This window comes from Sphingobium lignivorans (genome assembly GCF_014203955.1).
Classification (GTDB): Bacteria; Pseudomonadota; Alphaproteobacteria; order Sphingomonadales; family Sphingomonadaceae; genus Sphingobium; species Sphingobium lignivorans.
The window spans coordinates 1494650-1508006 of sequence record NZ_JACHKA010000001.1 but is presented as its reverse complement, the minus strand read 5'-3'; the positions used below and the strand labels follow the sequence as shown (position 1 = coordinate 1508006).

The 13357-nt window shown below is 63.5% G+C and carries 11 protein-coding genes; 8 read left to right on the top strand and 3 right to left on the bottom strand.

What is annotated here, in order from left to right; all coding sequences use genetic code 11:
• Positions 1-393 precede the first annotated feature (393 nt).
• Together HNP60_RS06940 and HNP60_RS06935 are read right to left on the bottom strand one after the other, a co-directional pair.
• Positions 394-2034 (bottom strand): PAS domain-containing sensor histidine kinase, encoded by a 1641-nt coding sequence (locus tag HNP60_RS06940; RefSeq protein ID WP_184151866.1) that lies wholly within the window; start codon positions 2032-2034, stop codon positions 394-396.
• A gap of 176 nt (positions 2035-2210) precedes the next feature.
• The gene (locus HNP60_RS06935; protein WP_184151863.1) at positions 2211-2624 is read right to left on the bottom strand and encodes a response regulator; all 414 of its coding nucleotides are present in this window, start codon (positions 2622-2624) and stop codon (positions 2211-2213) included.
• Between the two features lie 136 nt (positions 2625-2760).
• Here HNP60_RS06935 and HNP60_RS06930 point away from each other — a divergent pair, with 136 nt between their 5' ends.
• The 7 genes from HNP60_RS06930 to HNP60_RS06900 all read left to right on the top strand — a co-directional run bounded on the left by HNP60_RS06930 (position 2761) and on the right by HNP60_RS06900 (position 11680).
• A complete protein-coding gene (locus HNP60_RS06930) occupies positions 2761-3006 on the top strand; it encodes a hypothetical protein (protein ID WP_184151860.1) in 246 nt (81 codons plus the stop codon).
• A gap of 335 nt (positions 3007-3341) precedes the next feature.
• On the top strand, positions 3342-4970 hold the full coding sequence (locus HNP60_RS06925) for a putative bifunctional diguanylate cyclase/phosphodiesterase (RefSeq protein ID WP_184151857.1): 1629 nt from the start codon (positions 3342-3344) through the stop codon (positions 4968-4970).
• A gap of 2 nt (positions 4971-4972) precedes the next feature.
• The gene (locus HNP60_RS06920; protein WP_184151854.1) at positions 4973-6982 is read left to right on the top strand and encodes a TonB-dependent receptor plug domain-containing protein; all 2010 of its coding nucleotides are present in this window, start codon (positions 4973-4975) and stop codon (positions 6980-6982) included.
• 1 nt (position 6983) lies between these two features.
• Positions 6984-7505, top strand: a complete 522-nt coding sequence (locus tag HNP60_RS06915; protein WP_184151851.1) for a YfiR family protein — start codon at positions 6984-6986, stop codon at positions 7503-7505.
• Between the two features lie 3 nt (positions 7506-7508).
• Positions 7509-9770 (top strand): ATP-binding protein, encoded by a 2262-nt coding sequence (locus HNP60_RS06910; protein WP_184151848.1) that lies wholly within the window; start codon positions 7509-7511, stop codon positions 9768-9770.
• Complete coding sequence (locus HNP60_RS06905) at positions 9748-10488, top strand: response regulator transcription factor (RefSeq protein WP_184151845.1); 741 nt, start codon at positions 9748-9750, stop codon at positions 10486-10488. Before HNP60_RS06910 ends, HNP60_RS06905 begins: the two co-directional genes overlap by 23 nt.
• Positions 10489-10678: 190 nt before the next feature.
• Positions 10679-11680: a sensor histidine kinase gene (locus tag HNP60_RS06900; protein ID WP_221414626.1), complete on the top strand. Its 1002-nt coding sequence runs from the start codon at positions 10679-10681 to the stop codon at positions 11678-11680.
• A 55-nt stretch (positions 11681-11735) separates the two neighbouring features.
• Here the strand turns inward: HNP60_RS06900 and HNP60_RS06895 are convergent, their stop codons facing one another.
• Positions 11736-12491 carry an SDR family oxidoreductase gene (locus HNP60_RS06895; protein ID WP_184151838.1) on the bottom strand — a complete coding sequence of 252 codons (756 nt, stop codon included), beginning with the start codon at positions 12489-12491 and terminating at the stop codon, positions 11736-11738.
• Between the two features lie 44 nt (positions 12492-12535).
• Here HNP60_RS06895 and HNP60_RS06890 point away from each other — a divergent pair, with 44 nt between their 5' ends.
• On the top strand, positions 12536-13225 hold the full coding sequence (locus HNP60_RS06890; RefSeq protein ID WP_184151835.1) for a TetR/AcrR family transcriptional regulator: 690 nt from the start codon (positions 12536-12538) through the stop codon (positions 13223-13225).
• The last annotated feature ends 132 nt before the right edge of the window (positions 13226-13357 follow it).

Below are 13357 nucleotides of genomic sequence, written 5' to 3'. Positions count from 1 at the left end.
AACAGACGAACGAGCAGGCATAGGTGCTTCCTTGGCGTTCTGGAGATCTTGATGAATAGGATTTTGGTCCTATTCGTAGATCGCCAAATAAAATCTATGAGCACCGGCTAGTTCATCATCGTAAACAAAATCCTAATTGAGAGTATTAGTTACATTATGCGCTTTACTGATAAGAATAGTATCAATGTAACATTATATTACATTTGCAGATACTGATCTCATTTCACGCAGTTGTTTAGTGAGGCATTTGTGGGGTTCCCGCGGTGAGAAGGCATCGGCTTGCCGGGGCAACAATCACCCAGGATCTCCACCCAGGAATCGTCGCCCCGCCGCTGAGGCTGCAGGGAGAGGGTGGCAGGCAGTGGCAGGAGACGACCGGCTGATCCGCGCGATCTAACTTGCCTGAATGGCCCGCGGCAGGTCGAAATAGAAGTTGGCGCCATCGCCCGAACGAGACCGGCAATGGATCGAGCCCCCGAGCCGCTCCACGATCTCCTTGCTGATCGCGAGGCCAAGGCCTGTTCCCACTCGCGAGCCAAGCGCCTGGGCGAAACGCGAGAAGATGCGCGGGTGGAGTTCGTCCGGCACGCCCGGTCCGTTGTCGGTCACGCTGACGCGGTGGATGCCGGGATGAGCGCTCACATCGACAATGATTTCCCCGTCGGGAGGCGAGAATTTGATCGCATTGGACAGGAGATTGACCAGAACCTGCAGGAGCCGCTGGTCGTCGACGCATGCCTCGCTTGGCTCAGCGGGCAACTGCAAGCGAATCGTGACATTCTTCTCCCGCGCGAGCGGACGCATATCCGTGACGGCCCTTTTGGCTAAGGGGTTGAGATCGCAGACGGACAGCCGGAACGATACACCCCCGCTGGAGATCCGCTCGATGTCCAGCAGATCGTTGATCAGCAGGATCAGCCGGTTGGCATTACTGTTGGCGATGCCCACCATCTCGCGCGTATCCTCCGAGAGTTCGCCCGTGTCCCCCTCCAGCACCAGGCCGAGGGAACCGGAAATCGCGCTGAGCGGCGATCGCAGCTCATGGCTGGCCGTGGAGATGAACTCGTTGCGCCGCCTTTCGGCCTCGAGCCGCTCCGAAATATCGGTGACGACGAGCAGCGCCCGGTCGCCTTCCGGGAGCACCAGCGATGTTTTCGCGACCTCGACCGGAAAGCCTTTGCCGGACGGCTGCCCCACCATCATCCTGTGAACGCCAAGCGGCAGGACGGACCCGGGCGGAAATTCCTCTGAGGCGGCAGATCGCTCGCCGCTCCAGGGCTGCAGGACGCTGCTGCTTGGACGCCCGAGAAGCTCCGAACTCCTGATGCCCAGCAATCGCTCGGCCGCCGGATTAACCGCCTCGATCCGACTCTCGGCATCCACCACCATGAGCGGACTGGCGGCCCCCTTGAACACGAGATTATGCCGCTGGGACGCAGATTCCCATCGCTCGATGAGCTTTCGTTCGTGGCGTCGATAGGCCCGGGTCGCCGTGACATAAGTCACGAGCGCGAGCGTGAGCAGGCCGAGCAGAGCGAAGGAGCGGCTCCAGCGCTCTCGGTCGAATGCCAGCAGGTCCTGCCCCAGCTCTTTGGTGCGAGCGCGTTCCAGCGCAATCAGCTCTCCGATGGCCGCTTCCGCCCGCCGGGCGGCGTCTGCGCTGCAATTCGCCTGGGGCGCGAATTGCGTGAGGCGCTCGATCGGCGCGCTGGCCTCACGGCTGGCTTCCTGCGCCTGAAGGGCACGCAGTTGCTGAAGGAGATTCGCTATCCTCCGGTTCTCTTGCGGAGGCCGGCCATTGCCGGCGTCGCATGTCCCGTCTTCGGGTGGAGCAAGATCGGGGCGAGGCACAAGCCGGTCTATATCGTGGACCAGGGTCAATGTTCGGCCGGCCCGGGTCAGTTCCTCGGCAATCCGGCTGATGCCGGTCGATGTCCGGACGAATGCGAAGCCGATCAGGGCAATGGCCGCAAGGATCACGCTGCCGAAAAAGATATGGATTGCATAGCGCCACCAGTTGCGCCCAGCGATCAAACGTTCTGCCTGTTGTGCCGTGCGCTCCACCGCTCAGCGCCCTCCCCACATGGCGGGATCTGGCGACCATCAAAGGCAGAGCGTTATTGTCTCCGACTTATTGTGATCCGTTTGTCCCTGACGACAGAAGTCGCGAAGAGAGATTTCGTTCCCACGGGCGGAACCAACATTATAGGTCATTCGCTTTCGAGACTTTCCCCGTCGAACATCCGGCGAATATCTTGGGCGAGCGTGCGAAAGTGGAACGGCTTGTTCAGCGTCCCCAGTATGGCCCCGTCATCAGCGGGCCATTTGTCCGTCAGTTCGCCATTGGCCGTGAAGAAAATGATCGGGAGCTTGCTATCGATTACGCGAACCCGCCGTGCCGTTTCCAGACCGTCCATGCCTGGCATGATGACGTCCAGCAGGATCAGGTCGGGCTTGCACTCCGGATCGGCCAGAAGCTCCAGCAGCGCTATTCCACTGTTCAGTTCTTTGACGACGAAGTCAGGCTCTCTCGAAAGCACCCGCTGCACCACGAGCCGAAGATCGTCCTCGTCGTCCACGTAGAGTATCTGAATCGGTCTTCGCCCGCTTTGGGGTTGCGCCATGTCTTTATCCTATCCGGGGAAGCCGTCATGAATGCACCGGCTGCCGGCTCGTCGCGCCTGATGGTTCAGGAATCGAGCCCTTACCGCCGCTCATATTGGACTGCAGAGGTAATAGAAACGGAAATGAGGTGATAAGATGGAACGGCCTGACGATTCTTCAGCTTCACGTTCACAGTTGGAGGCGCAGCTTTACGATCTGCAACATAGCATGCGCAACAAGCTCGGCATTCTCGATGGCACATTTGAACTTATGCACCCCCTGGAATCAGCGTCAGACGATCAGGAAAAAGAGGATATCGCCAGGTTTAAACGAAATATTGAGTCGTTACACGAACTCATCGAAGAAATATCAAGCGTGATTGATATGGTTAACAGAAATTAATACTTATTCGTTTCTGGCATTTTGCAAAATGTTACAATAAGAAACTTTAAAATCTTGGGTTTTTCACTAGAGATGCCATCTGATAGAGACGGATAGTTTCCGTTCTCTTCCGACAATATGCAGGGAGTGAGTTCGCGACGCCGCGCCCCTCGGGCAGCCCGCCTCCCGCCTGCCCGATTGTCGAGCAAGGTCATTCTGACCGTTCAAGATTGGAAGACCGTACCGATGCGTATCGACCATTGTCGTGGCGCGCAGCTCGTTGTCGTGCCTGCGGCCGAGCGCCCTTGCGCGAAAGCATGTTCCCGATCGTCAGGTCGCTGCGAGGCGGCTGCCGCATGGGCTGTGCTGCCCGCCCCTTCCAGCGCCGACGCCTGATGAAGCAGGTCCAGATACCCCGGGACGGCAGCGCCGTCCGACCGGCCGGGATGGACTTGCCCGCGCCGGGGCCAGCAAACGAGACCTGGCTGGCGCGCGCCTGCGAGATGATCGAGCACACCGCGCTGGGCGAATGGGCTTTCGACCCCCGGAAAGACCTGGACGTCGAGCCTGAGCCGCTGAGACACGCCCTTGCCAAGCTCATGGAGCGGGTCTCGACGCTGTTGCGGGCGAGCGAACATGCCGCCCTTACCGATCCCGCCACGGCCCTGCCCAACCGGGTCGGCTTTCGCCGTCTCGTCGAAGCGGCGATCCATGATGGTGCCGCCGGGGCTACGGTGGCATCCCTCATCCAACTGAGCCTGGATTCGTTCAAGAAGATCAGCGATCGCCTCGGTTATGCGGAGGGAGATCGGCTGCTCCAGCTGGCGGCCGACCGGCTCCGGCTGATGGCCGACCTGTTCAGCGAACTCCATCCCCAGCACAGCCGGCCTGTCATCGCTCGCCTTGGGGGCGACGAGTTCGCCATCTTCATCGCCGGTGAAGTCCCCGCCTCCGATCTTCAGGACCTTGCCGTGCGTTGCCTCCAGCTCATCGAGGAGCCGTTCGATCTCGGCGGCCTGGGCCTGCCAGCGGCTATCAGCGCCAGCGCCGGCATCGCGCGCATGCCCGAGGACGCGCAGGATTTTGAGCGGCTGATGGCCAAGGCCAGCCTTGCTATGCACGAGGCCAAGGCAAGCGGCGGCAATCGGGTCTGCGTCTGCCATCCCCAGATCATCGAGCTGGCGCGGGCCCGGGCACGCCTCGAAGCCGAGCTGCGCGTGGGTCTACAGCGGGGCGAACTGGAATTCGCCTTTCAGCCCAAACTGCCCACGGCGCCGCACACGCGCCCCTCCGCCGAAGCGCTGATCCGCTGGCGTCATCCGGAGCAGGGACTCCTGCTACCGGGCGCTTTCCTGCCGCTGGCGGTAGAATCGCGGCTGATCGTCGAGATCGGCCGCTGGACCCTGCTGGAAGGCATGCGGATTGCACGCAAATGGGCAGAGCAGGGCAACGCATGCCTCCTCTCGCTGAACATCACGGCGCAGGACATCCGGCAGCCGGATTTCGTCGACTTCATTCGCGCGTCCCTCGCCCAGACCAATGCGCCGGCCGAGCTGCTCGAATTCGAAATCACCGAATCGATGGTGATGGAGGATTCCCCTCTTCTCGCCGAGCGCCTTCTCGAGATCCGGTCCCTCGGCATCCGCATTGCCATCGATGATTTCGGCACGGGCTACTCCAATCTCGCCCGCCTGCTGCATCTGCCGATCGACTGCATCAAGATCGACCGCACGCTGGTGACCGACATCGTGGGCCGCAGCGATTACCAGACGGTGGTCCGGACCTTCGTCAACCTCGCCGAGGGGCTGGGGTTCGACGTGATCGCGGAAGGCGTTGAGACGACCGCCCAGGCAGCCCTGTTGCGGGGCATGGGCTGCCACGCCCTGCAGGGTTTCGCGATTGCGCCGCCCCTGCATGAAGTCGATTTCCTGGCGTGGCTTGAAGAGCCCTACATGGCCAACGCTTATCTCCCCCGGGCCCGATGATCATGAACAGGCCATCCTCGAACTGGCGGCTATTCGTCGTCACGGCCCTCGCCGGCGCATGTCTGCTCGGGGCGGCAAGCGCCCACGCGCAGGACCTGAGCGATTACTCCCTTGAGGACCTGCTGACGGCCGAATCCACCTCGGTCGCCAAGCGTCGGCAGCGCGTGAATGACAGTCCCGCGGCCGTCACCATCATCACTCAGGAAGATATCCTGCGCTCGGGCGCACAGAGCATCCCCGATCTGCTGCGTCTCGTGCCGGGCGTGGAGGTGGGGCAGATCGACAGCGCGTCGACGGCCGTCTCGGTGCGCGGCTTCAGCACGCGCTTCGCGAACAATCTGCTCGTGATGATCGATGGCCGCTCGCTCTATGTCTCGGGTCTTTCGGGTGTGCTGTGGGACCAGCAGCTTGTTCCCCTGTCCGACATCGAGCGGATCGAGGTTGTCCGCGGTCCCGGCGCGACTCTGTGGGGATCGAATGCCGTCAACGGCGTCATCAACATCATCACGAAAGACAGTATCCAGACGCAGGGCTGGCAGGCCAATGCCTTCATCTCCGGCGACGCCCGCAATGCCACGCTGCGTTATGGCGGCAGCGGGGAACGGCTCAGCTACCGCGCTTATGTGACCGCTCGCGATCTCGACGGACTGACGAAGGCGGATGGCCAGCCATGGAGCAGCGGCTCGAGCGCCATCCAGGCCGGTTTCCGGCTCGATGCCGTGCCCAATGACCGCGACACGGTCACGCTGCAAGGCGACGTCCAGCATGGAAATTTCGTGGCGGACCTGCTGCAGACGCCGCCGCGCGTGCAGCAGCCGGATTATTATCCGTTCAATGGCAACTTCACCGGCGCGAACGTCCTTGCGCGCTGGTCGCGCCAGTGGAGCGACCAGCGCGAGTTCAGCCTTCAGGCCTATTATGATCTGGTCCGGCGGCGTGAGCTCGGCGTGGACGTCACCCGGGCGCTGCAGGATGTCGATGCCAGTCTCCGACTGGGCAGCGACCGGCAGGAACTCGTCCTGGGCCTGAATTATCGCCGCACCACCGACTCCTTCGAATCCTCGGACAGCTTTGTCTCCTTCTCCCTCCCCCGGCAGACCACCCAGTGGATCAGCGGTTTCGTCCAGGAGGACGTCTGGCTGATGCCCGAGCGCCTGCGGCTCTCGATCGGCACCAAGGCGGAATACAACACGATCAGCGGTTTCGCGCTTCAGCCGAGCATTCGCCTGCTCGCCAGGCCGAGCGACGCCATCACCTTGTGGGCCGCTGCGTCCCGGGCCGTCCGCACGCCCGCCCGCTTCGAGCAATCCGTCAATGTGGATCTGGGAATGCCGGCAGGATCATCAATGAATCCCCTGCCCATCAATATGCTCGCGCGCGTCCAGGGCCAGCCGTCCCTGTCCGCGGAGCGGCTCGACGCTTTCGAGATCGGCGCGCGCGGCAGTCTGGGCAGCGCGCTCACTTATGACATCGCCGCCTACTACAACCGCTATCACAACCTCATCGGCTATGAGGCGACCGGGCAGTCGATGAGCTATTCGCCCGCGCCCGTCATGATCCTCGACTATCGGAGCGCCAATATCGGCTGGGGCCGGACCTTGGGCCTGGAAGCCTCGCTGACCTTCAGTCCCTTGCCCGGGCTCAGGCTGCAGGGCACCGGATCGCTGCAGGATCTCTCGTTCAAGACGAAGGATGACACCTCGATCAGCCACGCGGTCGCTGGCCTGTCGCCGAAATTCCAGTCGGGCCTGCGCGCAAGCTATGACATCGGACCCGATCTGGAAGTCGATGCATGGCTGCGCCATGTCGGCGCGCTTTCGAGCAGCGATATCCCGGCCTATGATGATCTCGACCTGCGGATCAATTATGCGGTCCTTCCGCGCCTGAACCTGTCCCTGATCGGTCAGAACCTGCTCACCGAGCGCCGGATCGAATTCGCGCAACAGCTTTATCCCTCACCCCGCAGCTATGTGTCGCGCTCGGTCGCGCTGCGCGTCTCGCTGGATTTCTGAGATGAAGCGCTTCCTACCCCCCTTGCAGCCCTTTGGTCTGGGCATTGCGGCTCTCGCGCTGACGGCGATCCCCTCGTCCGCGCACGCCGCCACGGAACCGCCGCATCTCAAGGCAGCGATCATCTACAACATCATCCGGTTCGTCGACCTCCGTCCGCCGAGCGGCCGTGTCGTCCTGTGCGTCCCCGGCAACGAACCTCTTGCCGATGCCTTGCAGGTCTATGACGGCCGCAATGTCGCAGGCGGGCGGCTGGAGGTCAGGGTCGTCAAGCGGACGGCCTGGAGCGTCGATTGCCGGATTGCCTATGTCGCGCCTGGCTCCGCTGGCCCCGCCGGCAACGCCCCGCCCCCGGCGACGCTGCTCATCGGCGAAGGATCGGACTTTCTTGACCGCCAGGGAAGCGTCGCGATCGTGAGCTTCGGCCGGCAGATCGGCTTCGAGGTGAACCTTACCGCCGGTGCCCGCGCCGGCGCGGTCTTCAGCTCACGGCTGTTGCGCCTGGCACGCGCGGTCAAGGATTGAGCCATGGCCCTATTCGCACCCTGGAGCTTCCGTCGCGGCCTGATCGCGACGGTGCTCAGCAGTTGCATGGTAGCACTGTTGCTGAGCTGCGCCGGGCTGGCCGCCTGGCAATATCACACCCAGCGCGCGGCGAATGTCGAGCGCCAGCAGGAGCTGGGAGAAGTCGTGGCCGCCACCCTGGGCGCACCACTGGTCTTCAATGATGCGAAGGCCATCCAGGAAACGATCGCCTCGATCGCCCGGATCAAGACAATCCGCTCGATCGAAGTCTATGATAACGAGCATCATCGTCTCGGCTTCCTCGGCCCTGCCTCCCCGAGCGGCCCGGGCGGCACCCGGACCGCCCCACCCCGATCAGGCTGGGACGAAAACGGCCTGCAGGTGGTGACCCCGATCAAGGTGGCAGGCGAAACCGTGGGCTGGCTGAAACTCTCGGCGGCCACCGAAACACTTCCGGCGATGATGCTCCGCACGCTCGGCGTCGCCAGCGCGTTCGGCAGCATCGCGTTCCTGGTCGCCTGGCTCGTCGCCCGCAAGCTCCAGAAGCTGCTGTTCCTCCCTATGGACCGGATGGTCGGCGCGATGGAGCGCATCGGGCAGACCGGGGATTATTCCGCGCACATGCCGCACGGGATCGAGGACGAGCTGGGCCGCATCGCCCGCGCGTTCAACGGCATGCTGGTGGAGATCGAGAAACGCGAGGGGACGCTTGCCGCCACGCTGTCCGATCTGAAGGCCGCGCGCGATCAGGCGCAGGCGGCGAATGTCGCCAAATCCGAGTTCCTGGCCAGCATGAGCCACGAGCTGCGCACGCCGCTCAACGCCATCATCGCTTATGCGGAGCTGGTGAAGGAGGAACTGGCCACGCTGGGCGATGAAACAAATCTCGCCGACGTCACCGTCATTCATCGATCCGCGCTGCATCTGCTGACGCTCATCAACGAGGTGCTGGATTTCGCCAAGATCGAGGCAGGCGGGATGACTCTCGATCTGGAGATGATCGATCTGGGCGACATCATGCAGGATGTCCTGACCACGCTCCAGCCGATCGCGGCGCGTCGCAACAACATGGTCACGCTGCAGATCAACGTGCCGCCCAGGCCGATGAGGATCGATCCGCTCAAGATTCGCCAGTGCCTCATCAATCTCGGGGGGAATGCCTGCAAGTTCACGGACGAAGGCCAGGTCGTGATCTCCGCTTCCCTCCGGGAAGAGGACGCGAACGACCTTCTCATTCTCAGCGTGGCCGACAGCGGCATCGGGATCGACCCCGAACAGATCGACCGGTTGTTCGAGCCCTTCGTGCAGGGCAGCACATCGTCTTACCGGGCAGGCGGCACCGGCCTTGGCCTCAGCATCACCTTGCGGTTCGTCGAGCTGATGGGCGGGACCATCAGCGTCTCCAGTGAAAAGGGCCTTGGCACCATCTTCACGGTCTCTCTTCCCGTGGAAAGGCTATCTCCCGCCGCCCTGCCCTCCACCGAGGAAATCCTTCCGCCCGGATCGACCATGGACCACATCGTCGCCATAGACGATGACACCGCTTGCCTCGCGATCCTGGAGCGCTGGCTGGTCCCTGCGGGCCACGAGCTCCGGCTGGCTTCGCGGGGAGACGCAGGACTGGAGCTGGTCATGGAATCCAAGCCCTCCGCCGTCCTGCTCGATCTCGTCATGCCGGGCATCGATGGCCGCGCGATCCTTCGCCACATGGCCGAGGACGAGGCGCTGGCGGCGATCCCCTGCTTCATCATGAGCGTGCACGAAATGGAAGCCTCGGCCTTCGCGCTGGGCGCGGCCGCCTATCTTCCCAAGCCTCTCCAGCGCGATCGGCTGCTCGCATTGCTCGCGCTCTATGCGGAAGCGCGCAGCCTGAATGCCCGCGTGTGCGTTTCCGGTTTCGACACGGCGATGACGGCGCGGCTGGAAAGGAGCTTCCTGCAGGCCGGCTTCATCATCTCGCCCTCGGAGGACAATCCCGATCTGCTGGTCATCGATCTCGCGCAGATCGCCGGCCGGCACATCAATCGCGATGCCAGCGAACGGAAGACTTCGGCGGTTCTCGTGATCGGCGAGCGCCGGCCAGACACCCATATCCTCCGGCGGCTGGGCGGCGACGCTTTCCTGGATTCCCGCACGCTCATTCCCGAAGCTCTGGTCAGGACGGCAGTGAGCGTCCTGCGGGCCCGGCAGGCGTCGTCCGCGCGCGGCGGGAACATCCCTACCCTCGATGAGGAGATGCAGCATGTCCTACTTGGCTCAGATTGATTCCGAAACCGGCGCTGCCCAGCCACCCGTGGTCCTGGTCGTCGACGATGTCGCGGACAATCGCGTGATTGTCTGCCGTCATCTCGCGCGCATGGGGTTCAGGCCCGAATCCGCGGACAGCGCGCGAAGCGGCCTCGCGGCAATCTACGCTTCGCGCCCCGATATCGTCCTGCTCGATTATATGATGCCGGACCTGACCGGGCTGGCCGTCCTGCGGGAATTGCGCGCCAATGCGCTGTATGCGGACCTCCCCGTCATCATGCTGACGGCACGGACCGAGGCCACCACGATCGTGGACGTGCTGGAGGCCGGCGCCAACGATTATGTTCCCAAGCCCATCGATTTCATCGCGTTGCGGGCCCGCATCGAGAAGCAGCTGGAGGCCGCGCGCGCAAGCCGGGCCGTCCGCACCGATTATGCATCTCTGGATCGCCGCCAGTCGACGAGCGTGCTGGAAAAGCGGGAACTGAAGGACCAGCTCACGCGGGAAGTCGCGCAGCGCATGCGCCTCGAGGAGCAATTGGCCTCCCTGGGCGCCACCGTGAACACGGCGGACGGCCGTGTGATCGATCGCGCCAAGATCGTGCATTGCCTGAGGCGGGTCGAACATCTGCTGAGCCGTCTCGCGTCCCAGGAAGGCCCCATCAACCCGGCGGTCATCATGGAAGCCGCAGCGCAAGTCCGCACCGGATTGAAGGAATTACGGGCCGACGACTGAACGTTTGCCGGGTCCGGCACAATCGCGCACCTCTGTCCATCGGCTCGGGAGTTCCACCCCTCCCCATATAACCAGTCATCCCTTCACGTGAACGGACTGTCCGCGGGAACGCTTCGCCGATCTTCCGATTTTGCCGATGAAACCCAGATCGACTGTGCCGGTCTGAACGAAAGCATTGAGGATACCGATCTTGGCTTCAGAGATGCCCGAGGCCCATAAATGGCGACCTGAACAGCTGCACCGGGCCATTCAGGCTGCCGGCGTCGCCCTGTGGGCCTGGAATGTCGATACCGACGCGTTCACCATGGATGACACGGGCTTCTCGCTGTGGGATCTGCCCCGGAAGGACGAGGTCACGTTCGAGCAGCTGTCCGCCCGGATCCACCCCGCGGACCGGGATCGCGTCCGGTCGGCGTTCCGGGCAACACGCGAAATTCTCGGACCCTACGAGACCGATTTCCGCATCCTCGTCGAGAAGGAGGTGCGCTGGATCGCGGCCAGGGGGCAGGGAGAGGATGTCGGGATCGTCGGCCGCACGATGTACGGCATCTTCCTCGACGTCACCGGGCGTAAACAGGCGCAGGAAGGCAACGAGCTGCTGGCCGGGGAGATGAGCCACCGGGTCAAGAATCTCCTCGCGATTGCATCGGGTCTCACGACGATATCGTTGCACTCGACCAGGACCCGCGAGGAGATGGCGCATGAGTTGATCGAGCGCCTGTCGGCACTGGGGCGGGCCCATGATCTGGTCCGGCCACTCCCCAAGGGCCAGGGCAATGCCGCGCTGCTGGGCGATCTGCTGTCGGTCCTGCTTGCGCCTTACGAGAACAAGGGGGCTTACCAGGGGCGCATCCGGGTCGCGGTCGAGCGCATGGGCGTGGGTGAATCGGCTGCGACGGCGCTGGCCCTCGTCGTGCATGAACTGGCAACCAACTCCATGAAATATGGGGCGCTTTCCATGCCGACGGGCACGTTGGACGTGTCCAGCATCACCGAAGACGAGGACATTGTCCTGACCTGGCTCGAACATGGCGGCCCGGAGGTGCAAAAGCCCTCCGGCACCAACGGTTTCGGCAGCAAGCTGGTGCAACGCAGCGTCACGGGCCAGCTTGGCGGTGCCATCGATTACGAATGGGCGGAAAGCGGCCTGGTCGTGACGCTGCGAATGAAACGGGACCGCCTCGCCTCCTGACCGGACGCCCCTCGCCTGCATCGCATCGGGCGCGTCGCGCGTCTAACAGGCGCCGTCACCCGCCCTTCGCCCAGGCGATCGCATCGGCTCCGGCCGGAAGCACCATGGGGCAGTCCGCATCGGTCGCGGCACGGAAGACCGCCTCGGCGACGTCGCGCGCCGTCGTGACCTCTCCTGCTCCGGCCGCTTGCAGAGCCGCCATCGTCTCGTCGGCGAAGTCCTGGTAAGCCGGGGGGAACCAGCCTCCCTTCATGATTTCCGCCTGCAGCCCGTCGGCAAAGCTGGTTGAGGGCGCCATGCCCGGGACGACGACCCTTGCGCGAATGCCGAATTGCGCCAGTTCGAGCGCCGCCGATTCCGTCAGCGACGTGACGGCGGCCTTGCTTGCCCGGTAGACGGAGAGCAGCGGCAGGGGCTTGTAGGTCGAGCTGGAGCTCACATTCACGATCACGCCCGATCGGCGCTCGCGCATCCCCGGCAGCACGGCCTGCATCGTCGCGATCGTGCCGAACAGATTGGTCTCGAAGATCCGGTGCACCACGTCCATCGTCGTGCCTTCGAGGGCGTTCAGCCACCCGATGCCGGCATTGTTCACGAGCACGTCGATCGCGCCGGCCTGCGCGAAGGCGGCGGCAATGCTCTCCGGGCTGGTAACATCGAGCGGAAGAACGCGCAGATGCTCCGAGACCGGCAGGCTGCTGGCGGCAGGGTCGCGCATCGTCGCGATGACATTCCAGCCCTGTTCGAGGAAATAAAGGGCGGTCTCGCGGCCGAAGCCGGTGGAGCAGCCGGTGATGAGGATGGTCTTCATGATGTCTGTCCTTGTGGTGGGGGTTCTGTGTCGCTAGGATATGAATGATCCTTCAGCTTTGGAATTCGCATATGAGCCGGCCGTCACCCGAGCTCCTGAAACCCCGGAAAACGCCGCGTCAGACGCGCTCGGCGGTGACGATCGAAGCGATCCACACCGCGACCATTCAGGTTTTGCTGTCGGATGGGGTCGGGCGGCTCACGACCACGCGCGTGGCGGAACGGGCCGGTGTTTCGGTCGGGACGATGTATCAATATTATCCGCACAAGCAGGCGCTGCTTTTCGCGATCGTCGAGCGGCAGCTCGATCTGATCGTGACGGCCATGCTGGAGGCCGCCGCGCGGCTGAAAGGGCGCGATCTGCAAAGCGTTGCGGAAGGCCTTGCCGCCGCGTGGCTCGAAGCAAAGATGGCCGACCTGGTCTCCTCGCGCGCCATTTACGGGATCGCGACCGAGTTCAATCTCGAGGAATTGATGAACCGGGCGAAGCATCTCATGGTCGGGGCGATCAGCCCGTTGCTCAGGTCCGTTCCCGACGCGCGCTTTGCCGATCCGGATTCAGCAGCGTTCATGCTCGCGGCGCTGCTGGGCGGCACGGTTCGCGTTGTGATGGAGGCGGGCACCGCGGAAGAGGATCTGGAGCGGCTGCGCCAGGAACTGCCGCGCGCCTGCCTCGGCTATCTGCAGTTGGTCGCTTGCGAAACTCCCGCCCGTGGCCTTGCCTCCGGCGCGTGAGCAGCCGGCAAGGCCGATGCGGGTTATCGCGCCGGTCCGGCCATCATTTGTTACCCGACGGCATTCCTGCGGAAACGCCCAGTGGGTATCAGGGTGAAGGCCGACCTTCTCGCCCTCCCCCGCGAGACCGGC

What these genes read in the sequence shown, in the direction of transcription:
- HNP60_RS06905 (WP_184151845.1), top strand. Translation starts at nt 9,748, where the DNA reads ATGTCCTACTTGGCTCAGATTGATTCCGAAACCGGCGCTGCCCAGCCA.
- HNP60_RS06920 (WP_184151854.1), top strand. Translation starts at nt 4,973, where the DNA reads ATGAACAGGCCATCCTCGAACTGGCGGCTATTCGTCGTCACGGCCCTC.
- HNP60_RS06915 (WP_184151851.1), top strand. Translation starts at nt 6,984, where the DNA reads ATGAAGCGCTTCCTACCCCCCTTGCAGCCCTTTGGTCTGGGCATTGCG.
- HNP60_RS06925 (WP_184151857.1), top strand. Translation starts at nt 3,342, where the DNA reads ATGGGCTGTGCTGCCCGCCCCTTCCAGCGCCGACGCCTGATGAAGCAG.
- HNP60_RS06910 (WP_184151848.1), top strand. Translation starts at nt 7,509, where the DNA reads ATGGCCCTATTCGCACCCTGGAGCTTCCGTCGCGGCCTGATCGCGACG.
- HNP60_RS06895 (WP_184151838.1), bottom strand. Translation starts at nt 12,491, where the DNA reads ATGAAGACCATCCTCATCACCGGCTGCTCCACCGGCTTCGGCCGCGAG.
- HNP60_RS06890 (WP_184151835.1), top strand. Translation starts at nt 12,536, where the DNA reads ATGATCCTTCAGCTTTGGAATTCGCATATGAGCCGGCCGTCACCCGAG.
- HNP60_RS06930 (WP_184151860.1), top strand. Translation starts at nt 2,761, where the DNA reads ATGGAACGGCCTGACGATTCTTCAGCTTCACGTTCACAGTTGGAGGCG.
- HNP60_RS06935 (WP_184151863.1), bottom strand. Translation starts at nt 2,624, where the DNA reads ATGGCGCAACCCCAAAGCGGGCGAAGACCGATTCAGATACTCTACGTG.